The organism is Pseudomonas sp. MM213 (assembly GCF_020423045.1).
GTDB classification, from domain to species: domain Bacteria; phylum Pseudomonadota; class Gammaproteobacteria; order Pseudomonadales; family Pseudomonadaceae; genus Aquipseudomonas; species Aquipseudomonas migulae.
This window is the reverse complement of the sequence record NZ_CP081943.1, coordinates 57,755-72,995: the sequence shown is the minus strand read 5'-3', so window position 1 is coordinate 72,995 and position 15,241 is coordinate 57,755. Positions and strand designations below refer to the sequence as shown.

The window sequence follows — 15,241 nt, the reverse complement described above, 5'->3', positions numbered from 1 at the left end:
AAGATTGCGTGCAGGTACCGAACGGTTGACGCCAGTTGAAGCTCGCGCAAAAAAAACGGGTGCCTCAAGAGCACCCGCATCCATGAAGCACGGAGAATCCTCAGAGCATCCTGTCGACTTCATCCAACGTCACTCGGGGAATAAGTTCGACAGGAATCCTGGAGGTACCGGACAAGTTGTAAACCTGAAAATCATCGCTCACGACGTACTTCGACAGGATTTTGAACGAGGGCAGAATTCTCGTAAAAAAATGCTGATCGAGCATGCACGGTGATACATCTGCATCGTCTTCTTCGTAGAAACGTCGTACTGACTGATTCAAGTCGACACCCACCAGAAACACCTTGTTAAAGCCTGCGTGGTAGGCAATTTGCAGTGCCAGATAGGCCACGGTGCGCGCATCAAAAAAGCCGCGCTTGAGGTTCTTGCTGAACCCCAGGGTTCTGTTGCGACCGTTTCCAAGCCGGCGACTTCTGACGAGCTCTTTATCGCCCCTGAAGACCAGGTCACTCCAGGAGAGCTTGGGCGCCTTGGTCAATAAGTACAGGTCCCCTTCGGGTGAGTCGGCCGAACGCCGGATGTGTTCCTCCCACACGGCAACCCGCTCACTGAGCTGCATGGCCGCCGACAGCAATTCGGGCTGTTCCCGGTAAAAGGCAATGTCAGTGCAAGCATAAAAGAACGGTTTGATATCGGTACCGATGAACATTGAGATAGCCCCGTTCATCGTGATCATTGGAACGTCGGCGTACTTTTCAAGTGGAAAATCTTTAGCAGATGCCCCAGAGGCAATGATAAACACCGGACCCTTTTGAATGTTGCGGCACTCATCGAGGTCATGCACATGAAGCTGACCTTTGATGGGTACCGTGTTTTCTTGCGCAACATCCATCTTCACTTCCCTATTCCTTTGGGTCGATTTCTCGTTGGTTTATTACATTGTGATAGCTTTCAACGGGAGCGCCAACCACCTGCATGTATCGGCGCTGCAAACTGCGACCCAGTGCAAAGGTTGACCTAGAGCATTTGCTTCGCCAGAAAAAAGATGACTTACCCCTTTTCCTGACGACCCGACAACGGTCTATTTTAGTCACTTACACTTTTTTGTCCGGCCGCGAGCGCAGGCAGTCCGGCTTGCTGCCATTGCGGAGCAGGCAGTTCCGAACGCAGATTCAATCCCCGCAGAACCGCAGAGTCGTACCCGTATACATCGGGCTTGAACATCACGCGACCATCATTACTCAGGTCCACCGTCCAGTAAGCCAACAGCACTGGCACCTTGACGGGAAGCCGGATGTTTTCAGTCTTGCCGTTGGCCAACTGCGCCTGGATCCCGGCACTGTTCCAATGCACCGGATCGTTGAACAACAGCTCCACCAACTGCAGCGGGTTCTCGACCCGGATGCAGCCTGAACTGGTGGCGCGGCGAGATTGAGCAAACAACTCGCGATGCGGCGTGTCGTGCAGATAAATCGCGTATTCATTGGGAAACCGGATCACGACCTGGCCCAGCGAGTTGTCCGGCCCGGCATCCTGTCGCAGCGTAACGCCGCGCGGGTTGGACCAATCGACCGTCGATGGGTCGAGCAAGTTCCCTTCACGGTCAATGGGCTTGATTCGGTTGGCGGCAAGGTAGCCGGGATTTTTCTGAATCTTGGGCAGCATGTCCTTGACCAGAATGGTCGGGGGCACGGTCCAGGTAGGGTTGAACGTGACGTAAGTAATCTCTGACTGGAACACCGGCGTACTGCGAAACGGTTTGCCGACTTGCACCCGAGAACGCCAAATCGGCTTGCCGTCGCGGTAGAGCGCAACTTTGTAACCAGCTATGTCAACGATGACAAAAGTGCCCTGAAGTTTGTACAGCAACCAACGCGCACGCTCCATGTTCACCCGAACCTGGTCGATCCGCGCCTCAACCGACACATTCAACGCCGCAAGCGTCGCCGCCCCGGCGACACCGTCCGCGCCCAGGTATTGTTCGGCTTGATACTTTTTGACCGCCGCCGTGACAACAGCGTCGTAGTCGCTACGTGGTTTCAACTGTGGGGCCAGATAACCACCGGCCGCCAAACGGGCTCGCAGCTGCGCGACCGCAGGTTCGTCCATACCAGGCTTGAGCGACTTGTCTTCGGCAACCTTCGGCCAGCCACCCGCATCCCGGACTTTGCGCAGTTGCGCCAAACCCATGCGCAAGCTGCCATAAACCGCTTCTTGCGGTGGCGCTTGAGCGAATGCCCGGGCGACATCATGGCTGTCGAGGGCGGCGAAGAAGGTGTTCACGTCTTCACGCGGATCGACGCCGACCGGGTCGAAATTCCAATGCATGTCCAGGCGCGAAGGGTCGACTTTGCCGCGCCGCAATTGCAGAAGCGCGGTGATGAACGTCCGGGTGGCGACGACATCGAAACTCGCCCGCTGCGCCGGGGTTTGCATCGACGCTCGTGCCTTGGCCAATTCATCAATATGAAAATCTGCCGGCTCCAGACCATCCGCTTGCGTGTTGCCCAGGCTTTTCAGCAACTGGGTGACATCACTGTCTTGTGTCCACGCTGCGCGATAGCTGCGATGCATATAGAAATCCATGACCACACGGTTGACGTCTACCCGTTGATGCCTGGGGGATGTGAGCAGCGGCGGAAACGCCGAGGCCAACGGCGCCAGCATGCTTTGAATCGCCTGACCGACGATGTCATCCGCTGCAGCCTCACTGGCGTTGATAGGTGGAGATGACTGCTCGATCGGCGAAGTTTGCGCAATCGCTGCACCGCTGATCAGAAAGCCCATAAAAAATACACGGCTTATGACGAATAACCTTGTTAACTGCCCCATGGATAATCCTTAATCTCCCGCATTCACCGGCTAGTCGCGCTCGCGCTGCTAGACTCGAAACAATCATGATGAGACACACATATGGCGCTAGACCGCTTCGGCTTCCTAATTACGGCCCTGCTGCTGAGTTCAACGTCAGTCACGGCAGCCTACGCCGACTCACTTGAAGCCGCTTTGGTCAAAGCCGCTCCAAACGCTAACGCCAAGGTGATTGCACTGGCCGTCCGTGCCTCTCAATGCAGCTTGGCCCAAGGTACCGCGCCTGTCCAAAGACTTGCCGTCATTGATTACTCCCTGCCCTCCACCGAACAACGCCTTTGGGTGTTTGACCTTAAACAGCGCAAATTACTGTTTCACGAATTGGTTGCCCACGGTCGCAACAGCGGCGAGAACATGGCGGTCAAGTTTTCCAATCAAAACGAAAGCTTCGCCACCAGCCTGGGCTTGTATCGCACGCAGTCAAGTTACGTCGGGCAGAACGGTTATTCGTTGCGCATGGAAGGACTCGAACCGGGCTTCAACGACAACGCCTTCGACCGGGCGATCGTCATTCATGGCGCGCCTTATGTCAGCCCGGTGCTTGCGCGGGCGAACGGGCGGATTGGCCGCAGCCTCGGTTGCCCGGCGGTACGGCCGGCGATTGCGCACAAGCTGATTGACTCGATGAAAGACGGCCAACTGTTGTTTTCGTACTACCCGGATCAGCGCTGGCTGAAAAAGTCTTCGTATATCAATTGCGGTAGCAGGACGGTGGCGTCGACCGCCAAGCCTTCCACCAACCGTTGAACACCACGTTGAAACTGTCAAAACTGTAATCCCCGCTTCAGTCTGCTGAAAGGCATCGCCCGTTAGCCTCATCGTCAAGTTGTCTCCCAACTGACGGACCGGGAATAAAAACGGCATGCACTCCAACACTTCAAGACGCACCTTCGTAAAGGGGCTGGCCGCGGGCGGATTGCTCGGCGGCCTCGGGTTATGGCGCACGCCTGTGTGGGCGCTCACCCGCTCTGGCGAACCGCAGATGCTCACGGGCAGCGATTTCGAGCTGTTCATCGGCGAAACCCCGGTCAACATCACCGGCAATCCGCGCACCGCGATGACCATCAACGGCGGCATTCCCGGCCCGCTGCTGCGCTGGCGTGAAGGCGACACGGTCACGCTGCGGGTGAAGAACCGGCTCAAGGAAACCACCTCCATTCACTGGCACGGCATTTTGCTGCCGGCCAACATGGACGGCGTGCCGGGCCTGAGTTTTCACGGCATCGAACCGGGCGGCGTGTACGTCTATCAATTTCAGGTCCGGCAGAACGGCACTTACTGGTATCACAGCCATTCGGGCCTTCAGGAGCAGTCCGGCGTTTACGGCCCGCTGGTGATCGACGCCAAGGAGCCGGAGCCCTTTGAGTACGACCGCGATCACGTGGTGATGCTGACCGACTGGACCGACGAAGACGCGGCCAGCCTGATGAACACCCTGAAAAAACAATCCGACTACTACAACTACAACAAGCGCACCGTGGGCGATTTCATCGACGACGTCAGCAAAAACGGTTGGGCTTCCACGGTCGCCGATCGAAAGATGTGGGCCGAAATGAAGATGAATCCCACAGACCTCGCCGACGTCAGCGGCGCCACTTACACCTATTTAATGAACGGCCAGGCGCCGGACTCGAACTGGACGGGCGTGTTCCGGCCAGGTGAAAAACTGCGACTGCGGTTTATCAACGGTTCGGCCATGACCTACTTCGACGTGCGCATTCCCGGCCTGAAAATGACGGTGGTCGCGGCGGACGGGCTGCATGTCAAACCGGTGAGCGTCGATGAATTCCGCATTGCGGTGGCGGAGACGTTTGATGTGATTGTCGAGCCGACACAGGACGCTTACACCGTGTTCGCCCAGTCGATGGATCGCACCGGTTATGCGCGCGGCACGCTGGCGATGAAGGCGGGTTTGTCCGTGCCTGTGCCTGTACTCGATCCGCGACCATTGGTGACCATGGAGGACATGGGCATGGGCGGCATGGATCACGGCAGCATGGCCGGCATGGACCACAGCGCGATGGGTGGCATGCAAGCGCATCCCGCGACGGAAAACGACAACCCGCTGGTGGACATGCAAGCCATGAGCACCTCGCCGAAACTCGACGATCCTGGCCTTGGCTTGCGCAACAACGGCCGCCGCGTCCTGACCTATTCCGACCTGCGCAGCACCTTCGAAGACCCGGACGGCCGCGATCCGGGCCGCACCCTCGAACTGCACCTCACCGGCCACATGGAAAAGTTCGCGTGGTCGTTCAACGGCGTGAAATTCTCCGATGCCGAACCGCTGCGCCTCAAGTACGGCGAGCGCGTGCGCATCGTGCTGGTCAACGACACGATGATGACCCACCCCATCCACCTGCACGGCATGTGGAGCGACCTCGAAGACGAGAACGGCGAGTTCATGGTGCGCAAACACACCATCGACATGCCCCCCGGCTCCCGACGCAGTTACCGGGTGACCGCCGACGCACTCGGCCGCTGGGCCTATCACTGCCACCTCCTGTACCACATGGAAATGGGCATGTTCCGTGAAGTTCGCGTGGAAGAATGAGGCGCTACCCATGACCAGACTTACATCGATTTTTCTCGCCGTTTGCACAACGGGCCTGACGCTTTCTTCGGCGAGCGCCACCACCGGCGACATGCAGAACATGGATCACAGCCAGATGCCGGGCATGGATCATGGCCAGATGCAGGGCATGGACCATAGCCAGATGCAAAGCATGGACGACGGCCAGATGCAGCCCGCCGCGCCCACTGAAAGCCGCACGCCGATCCCGCCGCTGACCGATGCCGACCGCGCCGCCGTGTTCGTCAGCCCCGGCGGCCATAATGTGCATGACTCTGCACTCAATCACTACTTCCTCGCCGACAAACTCGAATGGCAGGACGCCGACGACGGCAGCGCGCTGGCCTGGGATTTATCGGGCTGGATCGGCGGTGACATCGATCGCCTGTGGCTGCGATCCGAAGGCGAGCGCAGCAACGGCAAAACCGAAGACGCTGAAGTCCAGGCGCTATGGGGCCACGCAATCTCGCCGTGGTGGGATGTGGTGAGCGGCGTGCGCCAGGACTTCAAACCCGGCGCCCCGCAAACCTGGGCCGCATTCGGCGTGCAAGGTATGGCGCTGTACAACTTCGAAGCCGAAGCCACGGCCTTCATCGGCGAAGGCGGCCAGAGCGCGGCGCGGCTGGAAGGTGACTACGACATCCTGCTGACCAACCGGCTCATTTTGCAGCCGACCGCCGAGCTGAATGTCTACGGCAAAAACGATCCGCAGCGAGGCATTGGTTCCGGGCTCTCCAACACCGAAGCCGGGCTGCGGTTGCGCTATGAAATTCGCCGGGAAATCGCCCCGTACATCGGCGTGACCTGGAACCGCACCTACGGCAAAACCGCCGATTTCGCCAAAGACGATGGCGAGGATCGCAGTGAAGCACACGTCGTTCTCGGCGTTCGGCTGTGGTTCTGATCGCACTCACATCACCATCAAAAAAAACCGCTTCGAGCGGTAAAGAGGCCTTGCATGCGCACAATGAAAACCACCGCTGTTGTCATCGGCTTGCTCATGAGCACACTGGCTCAGGCGCACCCGAAACTGCTCTCCTCCACCCCGGCCGAAGGCGCGGATGGCGCGGCACCGAGCACGATCGAACTGCACTTTTCCGAAAGCCTCATGACCCAGTTTTCCGGCGCGAAACTGGTCATGACCGAAATGCCAGGCATGGCACATTCCCCGATGCCGATGAAAGCCAAAGTCACCGGCGGCAGCGACCCGAAAACCATGCTCATCACCCCGCTCTCACCGTTGCCCGCCGGCAGCTACAAAGTCGAATGGCGCGCGGTGTCTTCGGATACTCACCCGATCACCGGCAACGTTACGTTCAAAGTGAAGTGATTGATGAGCGACTGGGTCAGCATTGCACTGCGGTTTGGGTTGTATGTGGATTTGATGGTGCTGTTTGGGCTGGGTTTGTTCGGGCTCTACAGCCTTGCGGGCCGGGAACGGGTGTCCGGGGCGGTGCTGCCGTTTCGGCCGATCCTTCAGGTGACGGCCGCGTTCGGAGTGCTGTTGTCCGTGGCGGGCATGCTGACGATGGTGAGTGCGATGAGCGGAGAATCGGACTTCACCGAGTTGCGACCGCATGTCCAGATGATGGTGTTCGAGACGGATTTCGGGTTGGCCTGGGCAGCGCGCATCACCGTGCTGGTTATCGCCGGTTTGGCGGTTACGCTCAATGACCGTGCGCCGGGACTCAGCCTGCTGATTGCGTCTTTTGCCGGCGCTATCGCCTTGGCCAGCCTGGCCTGGAGCGGTCATGGCGCGATGGACGAAGGCAGCCGTCGTTATTGGCATTTTGCGATGGATATTCTGCATCTGTTGGCGGCAGGCGCGTGGCTGGGTGCGCTGGTAGCGTTTGCGTTGATGGCGAAAATCAACGCGCTGCAAACCGCAGAACGCATCAGGTTACTGGCTCGGGCTGTCGCTCGATTTGAATGGGTGGGCGCGGTGATCGTGGTCGTCATCACGGTCACGGGCGTCGTGAATTACCTATTCATCGTCGGGCCGAAGCTTGATGACTTGTTGCTAAGTACCTATGGGATTTTGCTGTTTATCAAAGTGGGGTTGTTTGCCGGGATGCTGGTGCTCGCCGCGCTGAACCGGTTTCACCTTGGGCCGTTTCTGGAGCGGTCGTTGCGGGAGGGGAAATACGAAGTTGCCGCCAACGCGTTGCGACGCAGCATGGTTGTTGAGTTGACGCTCGCGGTGTTGATTGTGGGGCTGGTGGCCTGGTTGGGAACGCTGAGTCCGGAAATGGAGGCCGCTGCGCAATAGCCAATCGGGCAGCAGAATCCAAAGTACTTATAACCATCGGCAGGAAAAATTAAGTACTCTCAGCCCCAATCCATCACGGAAGTCGGGTACACATGAAAACCAATAAATGCACAGTAATGCTCGGTAGCCTGCTCGCACTATCGTTTGGCGCCCAGGCCGAACAATCGCACCTGGACAGCGTCATCCAGCAAGGCCAGCTACGCGTGTGCACCACGGGCGATTACAAGCCCTACACGTTCAAAGCCGAGAACGGCGAATACTCGGGCATCGACATCGCCATGGCCCGCTCGCTGGCCGACAGCCTTGGCGTCAAGGTCGATTGGGTACCGACCACCTGGAAAACCCTGATGCCCGACATGCTGGCGGGTAAATGCGACATCGGCATGGGCGGGATCTCGGTCACCCTGGAACGTCAGAAAAAAGCCTTCTTCAGCACCACGCTGGACGTCGACGGCAAAATCCCGCTGGTGCGCTGCGAAGATCAGGCGAAGTATCAGACCGTCGAGCAAATCAACCAGCCTTCGGTTCGCTTGGTCGAACCGGCCGGCGGCACCAACGAAGCGTTCGTTCACGCCTTCCTGCCCAAGGCGCAATTGAGCCTTCACGACAACGTAACCATCTTCCAGGAGCTGCTGGACAAGAAGGCGGACGTGATGATCACCGATGCGTCGGAGGCGTTGTATCAGCAAAAACTCAAACCCGGTTTGTGCGCGGTGAATCCAGGCCAGTACATGCAGTACGGTGAGAAAGCTTATTTATTGCCGCGAGACGACATGACGTGGAAGTTGTACGTCGATCAATGGCTGCACCTGGCCAAAGTGACGGGCAACTACCAGAAAGTTTTAGGCCAGTGGATCGCCACGCCCGAGACTAAATAGGCTTATTTCAGGTAACAGCTGGGCGAACAGGCAACGGCAGGATTACCGCGCCGTTGCCGGTCAGTCGTCGTGCAACAGTCCCGAACCGTATTCACCGAAGCTGCTGCCCAATGCACTGCCATGGAAGTTCAGCTGACTGTGGCTATTGGTCGGGCCAGGACCGAAGCCGGCGGACGGCTCGAGGTCTTCTGAATAATCGTTATGGGTGCTGACGCCCGAACAGGCGCTCAACAGCAGCGCACCACCGATCAGCAAGACTTTGAAGAAGTTCGAGATCATTTTTCAGGTTCCCTGTGGCCGGAGGTGGGGTGATGCAATCTTCAGTGTCCATCCTAGGCTGCGAACCCGGCAGCATCGTGAAACTTCACGCAGCGACAGCATTTGTTCAGGTATTCCGATTTCCCGAGTCCTCCAAAAAGCTGTGGACGGTGGTGTTCGCAAGTTTGACAGGCTGCTGCAGCTGCTAAGCTCTGCGTTCAGTGCCCGCACAAAAAACAACATCCGCCGCGAGAGAAAGGAAGCATTGAATGAGTGGAATCACCGTTGATGACAAACATCGTCTTGCCCTGGTTGACGCATTGCGCTGTTTTGCATGCTTCTGGGTGGTTCTGTTTCATTTATCCGAAGGAAATCACATCCCAACCCTGCTGGCAGCCATTCCAGGCTGGTTGAAATACATGGTCTTTGACGCAGGCCATTTGGGAGTGCCTATATTTTTCGTACTAAGCGGCATTGTCATGGCGACCACGACATCCCGGGTGCCAATGAATAACGTGAACGCCACAAACTTTGTGGCACGTCGCCTGGTACGCCTCGCCCCTCCCTACTACGCCGCCATTGCACTGGGCGTGGCCGTGATCGCCGTAAAACACATGCTTGGGCAACCCGGAATCGAAATCCCCGGCGTGACGGCCATACTCGCCCACGTGCTGTTTCTCCAAGATTTCCTTGGCATCAGAAACATCATCACGGTGTTCTGGACCCTGTGTATCGAGGTGCAGTTCTACATCTTTTTTGCGGTGCTGCTGTGGTTAGCCGATCGTGCTGGAGAGGGTGTAACACCCAAGCGTCGCAACCTCTGGATTTGGGGCAGCGCATTGCTGGCGCTGCTGTGGCCCGCCGGGATAATTCATGCGATAGGCTGGAAAGGCGGATTTATTGCGTTCTGGTTCAGCTTCATGGCCGGGGTGCTGTGCGCTCAAACCCTGAGCGGCACTAAACAAAGCCATTACATCGCCATTGGTTACTGTGCATTGGCGCTTGTTATCGGTCTTGCAACTAAAAACTCATTCACCATTGCTGCCGGGTTGACGGGCTTACTGTTCTGCTTCCTGGTTAATCGCTCCACCACGCTGGGTTTTATATCCAGCTACCCCGTGCAGAAAATTGCCCTGATTTCCTACAGCCTGTACTTGTTCCATTCTCCTGTGACCGGTTTCTTCATGCGCGTTTACCGGGCTTTCATGCCAACCGGCCTTTTCTCGGATGCACTGGCCGCCGTCCTGATCATTGCAACGTGCATCGCATTCTCGGCCATGGCCTATCTATTGTTCGAACGTCCCGCCATCGCGTGGAGCAGACGCATCAAGTTCAAGCGCCCTGATGCCGTCGTTCTGAATCGTACGTAAAGTCAGGCCAACCTGAGTCGCCCGCTCGCGGTCACAGACAGGGCTTGTCGGTGGTAGTGAACTCCAGAAATGAAAAAACCTCGCTTTGGCGAGGTTTTTTACATAACAAGGATCGACGTCAGAAAGCCTCGACAGGCTTCTTGGCCTGCTGAGCCATTTTGTGCTCATCGAGTTTCGGGAAAGAAAATTTGATGATGATCATGGACTCATCGCCCTCACCAGAAACAATCAAATCAGCCCCTCGAATGTTGTCAGGCGCTGATACCACCACGCTATGAGCGCTAGAAGCACCACTGGCCGAGGTAATTCCTTCAAAAAAGGTGTAGGTCAAATCGTTGGCGGCCAAAGCAACACTCTCGTAATTCGAGAGCTTGGCGGCGTATTCATCTTTGTTTTTTACTTTGCCTGCGAGATCAACAAGGTCCAACACCGATTTCCCATCCTTGCGGAGCGCTCTTTTTCATTACGACCTGATCGATTGACTACCGCGCCCATCCGAGCAGCACTCACAGGGCGACGCATTGACGTACTCACCCAGCAATAGGGATGGCTGCCTGCCGTCTACCTCATCGTTTCATCGATGAAGTCCGCTTTCTGGCTCACATACTTTGGTCTGAGGTGATCCCCATCTTTGTACATAGGTTCATCATCAGCATCAACTCCTGAGCAATCTGGATTACACAGATAGTCCATCGGTTTTATAACCATAGCCCCAGCGGTTGTAGCCACTTGAGCCAAATCAGCCTGGATCTGCCCGAAAGCCTTTTCCAGATCATCGCGCGGGATCCCGTTGCTTTTGAAAGACATTAATTTCGGAAACGCCTTAAAATCGCGCTGGACCATGTACCGGGGATCAAGTTGGTAACCTCCCGGGATGTTAAGCACAAGATACACCCTCTTATCCAATGCTCGAAGTTCCTTGATGTACGCGCCCAACTTGTTCAACGCATCAACATACTCCGGGCTTCCAGCTCCGAATTTACTGGCCATGAATACGCCGGACTTAAGATAAGCGTTCCAGAGTGAACCAATGACCACGGTATCGACTTCGGGATTCTCTTTGGTCAATCTCAGAGCGTCCTGCATTAATGTTGCACAATACTGGTGCTTTAAATCGTAGAGCATACCGGGAATGGCAAGGCACCCCGAGCCTGTCTTGAAGATGACCCCATTGGTCTCTTTGGCATTACGGGAGATCAACGCTTCAGCGCGGGGAAAATACTGCTCGATATTTGAATCGCCCACAAACAGTGTGACCGACGGCTTCTCCGATCGCAGGAAGTAATACTGGATCCCCTCAAATTTTTCCTTCGAAAGTGTTCCGGGGTAACCCCATTCATTGGACGCCTGAGTGACTTTGGCAAACTCCTCCGCCCTGGACGATACTCCGCCGCTTAGAAATGCGTGGAACCCAACCAGCCCGACAATGGCCATTATTACGCTCAGAGCAGCGGTCTTGATCCAGGTTTTCTTTCCGAGCCGGATGGGCTTTTCGATCAGGCGATAGGTCAACCAGGCCAACACAACACTGAGCAGCACCGCCCCCAATCGAGCCCAAGGCGAAACCTCGAAGGCGAGAATTCGCAAAAACGAGAGAATCGGCCAGTGCCACAGGTAAAGCGGATAGCTGATGATCCCAACGAACACCATCACCCGGTTAGCCAGCAAGACTCGATTCACCCATCCATCAGGCCCGGCGAGAATCAGCAGGAACGTTCCCGAAACCGGCAACATTGCCCACCAGCCGGGAAACGGCATTTTCTTGTCGATCAAACAAAAACCCGCAACAAGAAGAAGCAGTCCAACAATCGATAACAGGTTGTTGAGTATCGCGTTACGTTGAGCCAACAGCGGCGGGTGACGGAACAGAACCGGATGAAACACCCAGCGCTGCATCCACCCGGTAAACTTCGCTTGCCTGAACAGTTGCAAGTACGCCAGAACTGCCCCCGCCAGCAGTTCCCAGAAACGGGTTTGCGGCAGAAAGAACGTCGCGGTGGGATCGTGGGTCACTCTCGCGACATTCAACACCAGCGAGACCAGTCCCAAAATCAGAACGACCGTCAGGACGTTGAAACCCTTGCGCCACGCCAGAAGGATTAGTACCGGATAAATCAGGTAGAACTGCTCTTCAATGGCCAGTGACCATAGATGCAGAAGCGGTTTCAATTCGGCGAAGGTATCGAAGTACCCGTCCTCTTGTAACAGGACAAAGTTCTGCACGAAGCCGGCGCCAGCCGCCATGTGCTTGCCCAACTGTTTGAACTCGTAGGGCAACAACACAAACCAGCCAAATACGTAACAGGCCACCAACACAACAATTAAAGCGGGGTAAATGCGCTTGATACGATGGGCATAAAACTCAGTGAAACTGAAATCACCGCGATGCATTCCTCTGAAGATGATGCTGGAGATCAGAAACCCGGAGATGACGAAGAAAATATCGACACCAATGAACCCGCCCTGCAACATTGACGGGAACGCATGAAATATAACCACGGACAGAATGGCCACGGCTCGTAAACCGTCGATGTCTGCACGATAGGCTGGTTTGGATTTAACGCTGCGCGATACAGATTTCGGATTGCTCAAGCTGTCCATGCTGTACTTCTAGAGTAAAAAGTCGCGCAGTGTACCTTCCCCTTCGCCTTCTTTCCAAACAGCTTTCGTCAACTTTGTTATTTAAACCTTACTCCTGCCTCCCCGCACTCATTACAGTCGCCGTACTTGTCTGACACTCCTACAGATCCGGTCTCTGGTCTTGCGCTCGACCGCCTGACTTTCCTGATAAACTGGCACACCCTTTTGCGTAAAACACTGGCAACTGGCAGTGAATGAGAAGTCGACGAATGCAGAGCACATTGGCAGAAAACCTGGCCCTCCCGGCAAATTCGGTCTCCAGGAGATTTTCTGTTGCCCCCATGATGGATTGGACAGACCGCCACTGCCGTTTCTTCCTGCGCCTGCTCTCCAGGCACGCTCTCCTCTACACGGAAATGGTCACCACCGGCGCGCTGCTCAATGGTGATCACGACCGTTTCCTGCGTCACAACGAAGCCGAACACCCGCTTGCCCTGCAACTTGGCGGCAGTGTTCCGCTGGACCTGGCCGCGTGCGCGCGCATGGCGCAGGAGCACGGTTACGACGAGGTGAATCTCAACGTCGGCTGCCCGAGTGATCGGGTGCAGAACAATATGATCGGCGCGGTGCTGATGGGGCATCCGCAGTTGGTGGCGGATTGCGTGAAGGCGATGCGCGATGCGGTGTCGATTCCGGTGACGGTGAAGCACCGGATCGGGATTAACGGGCGGGACAGTTACGAAGAGCTGTGTGATTTCGTCGGCACGGTGCGCGATGCCGGGTGCACGAGTTTTACGGTGCATGCGCGGATCGCGATTCTGGAGGGGTTGTCGCCGAAGGAGAACCGCGACATTCCGCCCCTGCGTTATGACGTGGCGGCGCGGTTGAAGGCGGATTTTCCGGAGCTGGAGATTATTCTCAACGGCGGGATCAAGACACTGGAGGCCTGCCACGAGCATTTGCAGACCTTTGACGGTGTGATGCTCGGTCGTGAGGCGTATCACAATCCTTATGTGATGGCTGAGGTGGATCAGCAACTGTTCGGCAGCACGGCGCCGGTGATCACTCGGGCGCAAGCGCTGGCGCAGTTGCGGCCTTATATCGCGGCGCATATTGATGCAGGCGGTTCGATGCACCACATCACCCGGCATGTGCTGGGGCTGGGCACCGGGTTTCCGGGGGCGCGCAAGTTTCGGCAGTTGTTGTCGGTGGATATTCATAAGGCCAAGGAGCCTTTGGCATTGCTGGATCAGGCGGCGGAGCTGCTTGAAGGGCGCTAACGGTCACCCGCGTTGAACCTGCGCACGGATTTGGCATCGTATTTACGGACACCGCGCCCCGCCTTTCAAACATCCGTTTTCCAGATGTTGCCGCCGGGGCCTTCGATACGTACATGTGCCCTTGAGTGGCTGTCAGCGCTCGGGTAATGTCATTAGACCCATAGGACAGAGCACGCCCATGACTTCCAAGCTGGAACAACTCAAACAGATGACCACCGTGGTTGCCGACACCGGCGACTTCGAAGCGATCGCTCGCGTTAAACCGGTGGACGCTACCACCAACCCTTCCCTGCTGCTCAAAGCCGCGGCCATTCCCGGCTATGCCGAGTTGTTGAACGCTTGCGTCAGCGACTGCAAGGGTGATGTGGGCCTGGCCAGCGACCGTTTTGGCGTCGCGGTAGGGCAAGAGATCCTGAAAGTGATTCCGGGCCGTATTTCCACTGAAGTGGACGCGCGCCTGTCGTTCGACACTGACGCCGTATTGAAGCGTGCGCACCGTCTGATCGAGTTGTATGAAAAGGCCGGCATCGGCCGCGACCGCGTGCTGATCAAGATCGCTTCCACCTGGGAAGGTATCCGCGCTGCCGAAATCCTGGAAAAAGAAGGCATCCAGACCAACCTGACATTGCTGTTCTCGTTCGCCCAGGCGGCGGCGTGCGCCGATGCGGGTGTGTTCCTGATTTCGCCGTTCGTGGGCCGTATCTACGACTGGTACAAGAAGGCCAACGGCAACGACTACACCGGCGCGGATGATCCGGGCGTGCAGTCGGTGACGCGTATCTACAACTACTACAAGGCCAATGACTACAAGACCGTGGTCATGGGCGCGAGCTTCCGTAACCTGAATCAGATCGAGCAACTGGCCGGTTGCGACCGCCTGACCATCAGCCCGGACTTGATCGATAAACTGGCGGCGGACACTGGCAAGCTGGAGCGTAAATTGGCGCCGGGTCATACCGGTGAAGCGCGCTTGAGCTTGAATGAAGCGCAGTTCCGTTGGTTGTCCAACGAAGATGCGATGGCGACCGAGAAACTGGCGGAAGGGATTCGTCAGTTTGCCCGGGACCAGGAGAAGCTTGAGGCGCTGTTGCAGGCCAAGCTGTGATCTAGTTCAGCGCAATGCAAAAAGGGCGAACCTTGATGGGTTCGCCCTTTTTTGTGTG

At 56.7% G+C, this 15,241-nt stretch carries 14 protein-coding genes; 9 read left to right on the top strand and 5 right to left on the bottom strand.

Going from position 1 to position 15,241, the window contains the following annotated elements; translation table 11 throughout:
- Window positions 1-100: 100 nt before the first annotated feature.
- Both K5R88_RS00315 and K5R88_RS00310 read right to left on the bottom strand, forming a co-directional pair.
- A complete protein-coding gene (locus K5R88_RS00315; RefSeq protein ID WP_223452233.1) occupies window positions 101-892 on the bottom strand; it encodes a lipopolysaccharide biosynthesis protein in 792 nt (263 codons plus the stop codon).
- Window positions 893-1,086: 194 nt separating this feature from the next.
- The gene (locus K5R88_RS00310) at window positions 1,087-2,832 is read right to left on the bottom strand and encodes a L,D-transpeptidase family protein (protein ID WP_226298915.1); all 1,746 of its coding nucleotides are present in this window, start codon (window positions 2,830-2,832) and stop codon (window positions 1,087-1,089) included.
- 81 nt (window positions 2,833-2,913) lie between these two features.
- Here K5R88_RS00310 and K5R88_RS00305 point away from each other — a divergent pair, with 81 nt between their 5' ends.
- The 6 genes from K5R88_RS00305 (at window position 2,914) to K5R88_RS00280 (ending at window position 8,590) form a co-directional block, all read left to right on the top strand.
- Complete coding sequence (locus K5R88_RS00305) at window positions 2,914-3,618, top strand: murein L,D-transpeptidase catalytic domain family protein (protein WP_223452228.1); 705 nt, start codon at window positions 2,914-2,916, stop codon at window positions 3,616-3,618.
- 115 nt (window positions 3,619-3,733) lie between these two features.
- A complete protein-coding gene (locus tag K5R88_RS00300; protein WP_226298914.1) occupies window positions 3,734-5,425 on the top strand; it encodes a copper resistance system multicopper oxidase in 1,692 nt (563 codons plus the stop codon).
- A 10-nt stretch (window positions 5,426-5,435) separates the two neighbouring features.
- Entirely contained in the window at window positions 5,436-6,347 is a 912-nt protein-coding gene (locus K5R88_RS00295; protein WP_226298913.1) for a copper resistance protein B, read from the top strand.
- Between the two features lie 54 nt (window positions 6,348-6,401).
- Window positions 6,402-6,773: a copper homeostasis periplasmic binding protein CopC gene (gene copC / locus K5R88_RS00290; protein ID WP_008037673.1), complete on the top strand. Its 372-nt coding sequence runs from the start codon at window positions 6,402-6,404 to the stop codon at window positions 6,771-6,773.
- 3 nt (window positions 6,774-6,776) lie between these two features.
- A complete protein-coding gene (gene copD, locus K5R88_RS00285) occupies window positions 6,777-7,712 on the top strand; it encodes a copper homeostasis membrane protein CopD (protein WP_226298912.1) in 936 nt (311 codons plus the stop codon).
- Window positions 7,713-7,804: 92 nt separating this feature from the next.
- Complete coding sequence (locus tag K5R88_RS00280; protein WP_226298911.1) at window positions 7,805-8,590, top strand: transporter substrate-binding domain-containing protein; 786 nt, start codon at window positions 7,805-7,807, stop codon at window positions 8,588-8,590.
- Between the two features lie 60 nt (window positions 8,591-8,650).
- On the opposite strand, the gene K5R88_RS00275 is transcribed toward K5R88_RS00280, so the two are convergent.
- Window positions 8,651-8,869 carry a hypothetical protein gene (locus K5R88_RS00275; RefSeq protein WP_008037677.1) on the bottom strand — a complete coding sequence of 73 codons (219 nt, stop codon included), beginning with the start codon at window positions 8,867-8,869 and terminating at the stop codon, window positions 8,651-8,653.
- 248 nt (window positions 8,870-9,117) lie between these two features.
- Between K5R88_RS00275 and K5R88_RS00270 the strand changes: the two genes are divergently transcribed.
- The gene (locus tag K5R88_RS00270) at window positions 9,118-10,218 is read left to right on the top strand and encodes an acyltransferase family protein (RefSeq protein ID WP_008037681.1); all 1,101 of its coding nucleotides are present in this window, start codon (window positions 9,118-9,120) and stop codon (window positions 10,216-10,218) included.
- 118 nt (window positions 10,219-10,336) lie between these two features.
- Here the strand turns inward: K5R88_RS00270 and K5R88_RS00265 are convergent, their stop codons facing one another.
- Entirely contained in the window at window positions 10,337-10,648 is a 312-nt protein-coding gene (locus tag K5R88_RS00265; protein WP_226298910.1) for a hypothetical protein, read from the bottom strand.
- Between the two features lie 131 nt (window positions 10,649-10,779).
- The gene (locus K5R88_RS00260) at window positions 10,780-12,819 is read right to left on the bottom strand and encodes an acyltransferase family protein (protein WP_226298909.1); all 2,040 of its coding nucleotides are present in this window, start codon (window positions 12,817-12,819) and stop codon (window positions 10,780-10,782) included.
- A 248-nt stretch (window positions 12,820-13,067) separates the two neighbouring features.
- On the opposite strand from K5R88_RS00260, the gene dusA reads away from it, so the two are divergent.
- Both dusA and tal read left to right on the top strand, forming a co-directional pair.
- Window positions 13,068-14,078 (top strand): tRNA dihydrouridine(20/20a) synthase DusA, encoded by a 1,011-nt coding sequence (dusA, locus tag K5R88_RS00255; RefSeq protein ID WP_226298908.1) that lies wholly within the window; start codon window positions 13,068-13,070, stop codon window positions 14,076-14,078.
- 178 nt (window positions 14,079-14,256) lie between these two features.
- Window positions 14,257-15,183: a transaldolase gene (gene tal, locus K5R88_RS00250; RefSeq protein ID WP_008028427.1), complete on the top strand. Its 927-nt coding sequence runs from the start codon at window positions 14,257-14,259 to the stop codon at window positions 15,181-15,183.
- Window positions 15,184-15,241 lie beyond the last annotated feature (58 nt).

Bases quoted from the DNA above. Each gene is read 5' to 3' on its own strand.
- K5R88_RS00315 (WP_223452233.1), bottom strand. From the start codon at position 892: ATGGATGTTGCGCAAGAAAACACGGTACCCATCAAAGGTCAGCTTCAT.
- K5R88_RS00310 (WP_226298915.1), bottom strand. From the start codon at position 2,832: ATGGGGCAGTTAACAAGGTTATTCGTCATAAGCCGTGTATTTTTTATG.
- K5R88_RS00305 (WP_223452228.1), top strand. From the start codon at position 2,914: ATGGCGCTAGACCGCTTCGGCTTCCTAATTACGGCCCTGCTGCTGAGT.
- K5R88_RS00300 (WP_226298914.1), top strand. From the start codon at position 3,734: ATGCACTCCAACACTTCAAGACGCACCTTCGTAAAGGGGCTGGCCGCG.
- K5R88_RS00295 (WP_226298913.1), top strand. From the start codon at position 5,436: ATGACCAGACTTACATCGATTTTTCTCGCCGTTTGCACAACGGGCCTG.
- copC (WP_008037673.1), top strand. From the start codon at position 6,402: ATGCGCACAATGAAAACCACCGCTGTTGTCATCGGCTTGCTCATGAGC.
- copD (WP_226298912.1), top strand. From the start codon at position 6,777: ATGAGCGACTGGGTCAGCATTGCACTGCGGTTTGGGTTGTATGTGGAT.
- K5R88_RS00280 (WP_226298911.1), top strand. From the start codon at position 7,805: ATGAAAACCAATAAATGCACAGTAATGCTCGGTAGCCTGCTCGCACTA.
- K5R88_RS00275 (WP_008037677.1), bottom strand. From the start codon at position 8,869: ATGATCTCGAACTTCTTCAAAGTCTTGCTGATCGGTGGTGCGCTGCTG.
- K5R88_RS00270 (WP_008037681.1), top strand. From the start codon at position 9,118: ATGAGTGGAATCACCGTTGATGACAAACATCGTCTTGCCCTGGTTGAC.
- K5R88_RS00260 (WP_226298909.1), bottom strand. From the start codon at position 12,819: ATGGACAGCTTGAGCAATCCGAAATCTGTATCGCGCAGCGTTAAATCC.
- dusA (WP_226298908.1), top strand. From the start codon at position 13,068: ATGCAGAGCACATTGGCAGAAAACCTGGCCCTCCCGGCAAATTCGGTC.
- tal (WP_008028427.1), top strand. From the start codon at position 14,257: ATGACTTCCAAGCTGGAACAACTCAAACAGATGACCACCGTGGTTGCC.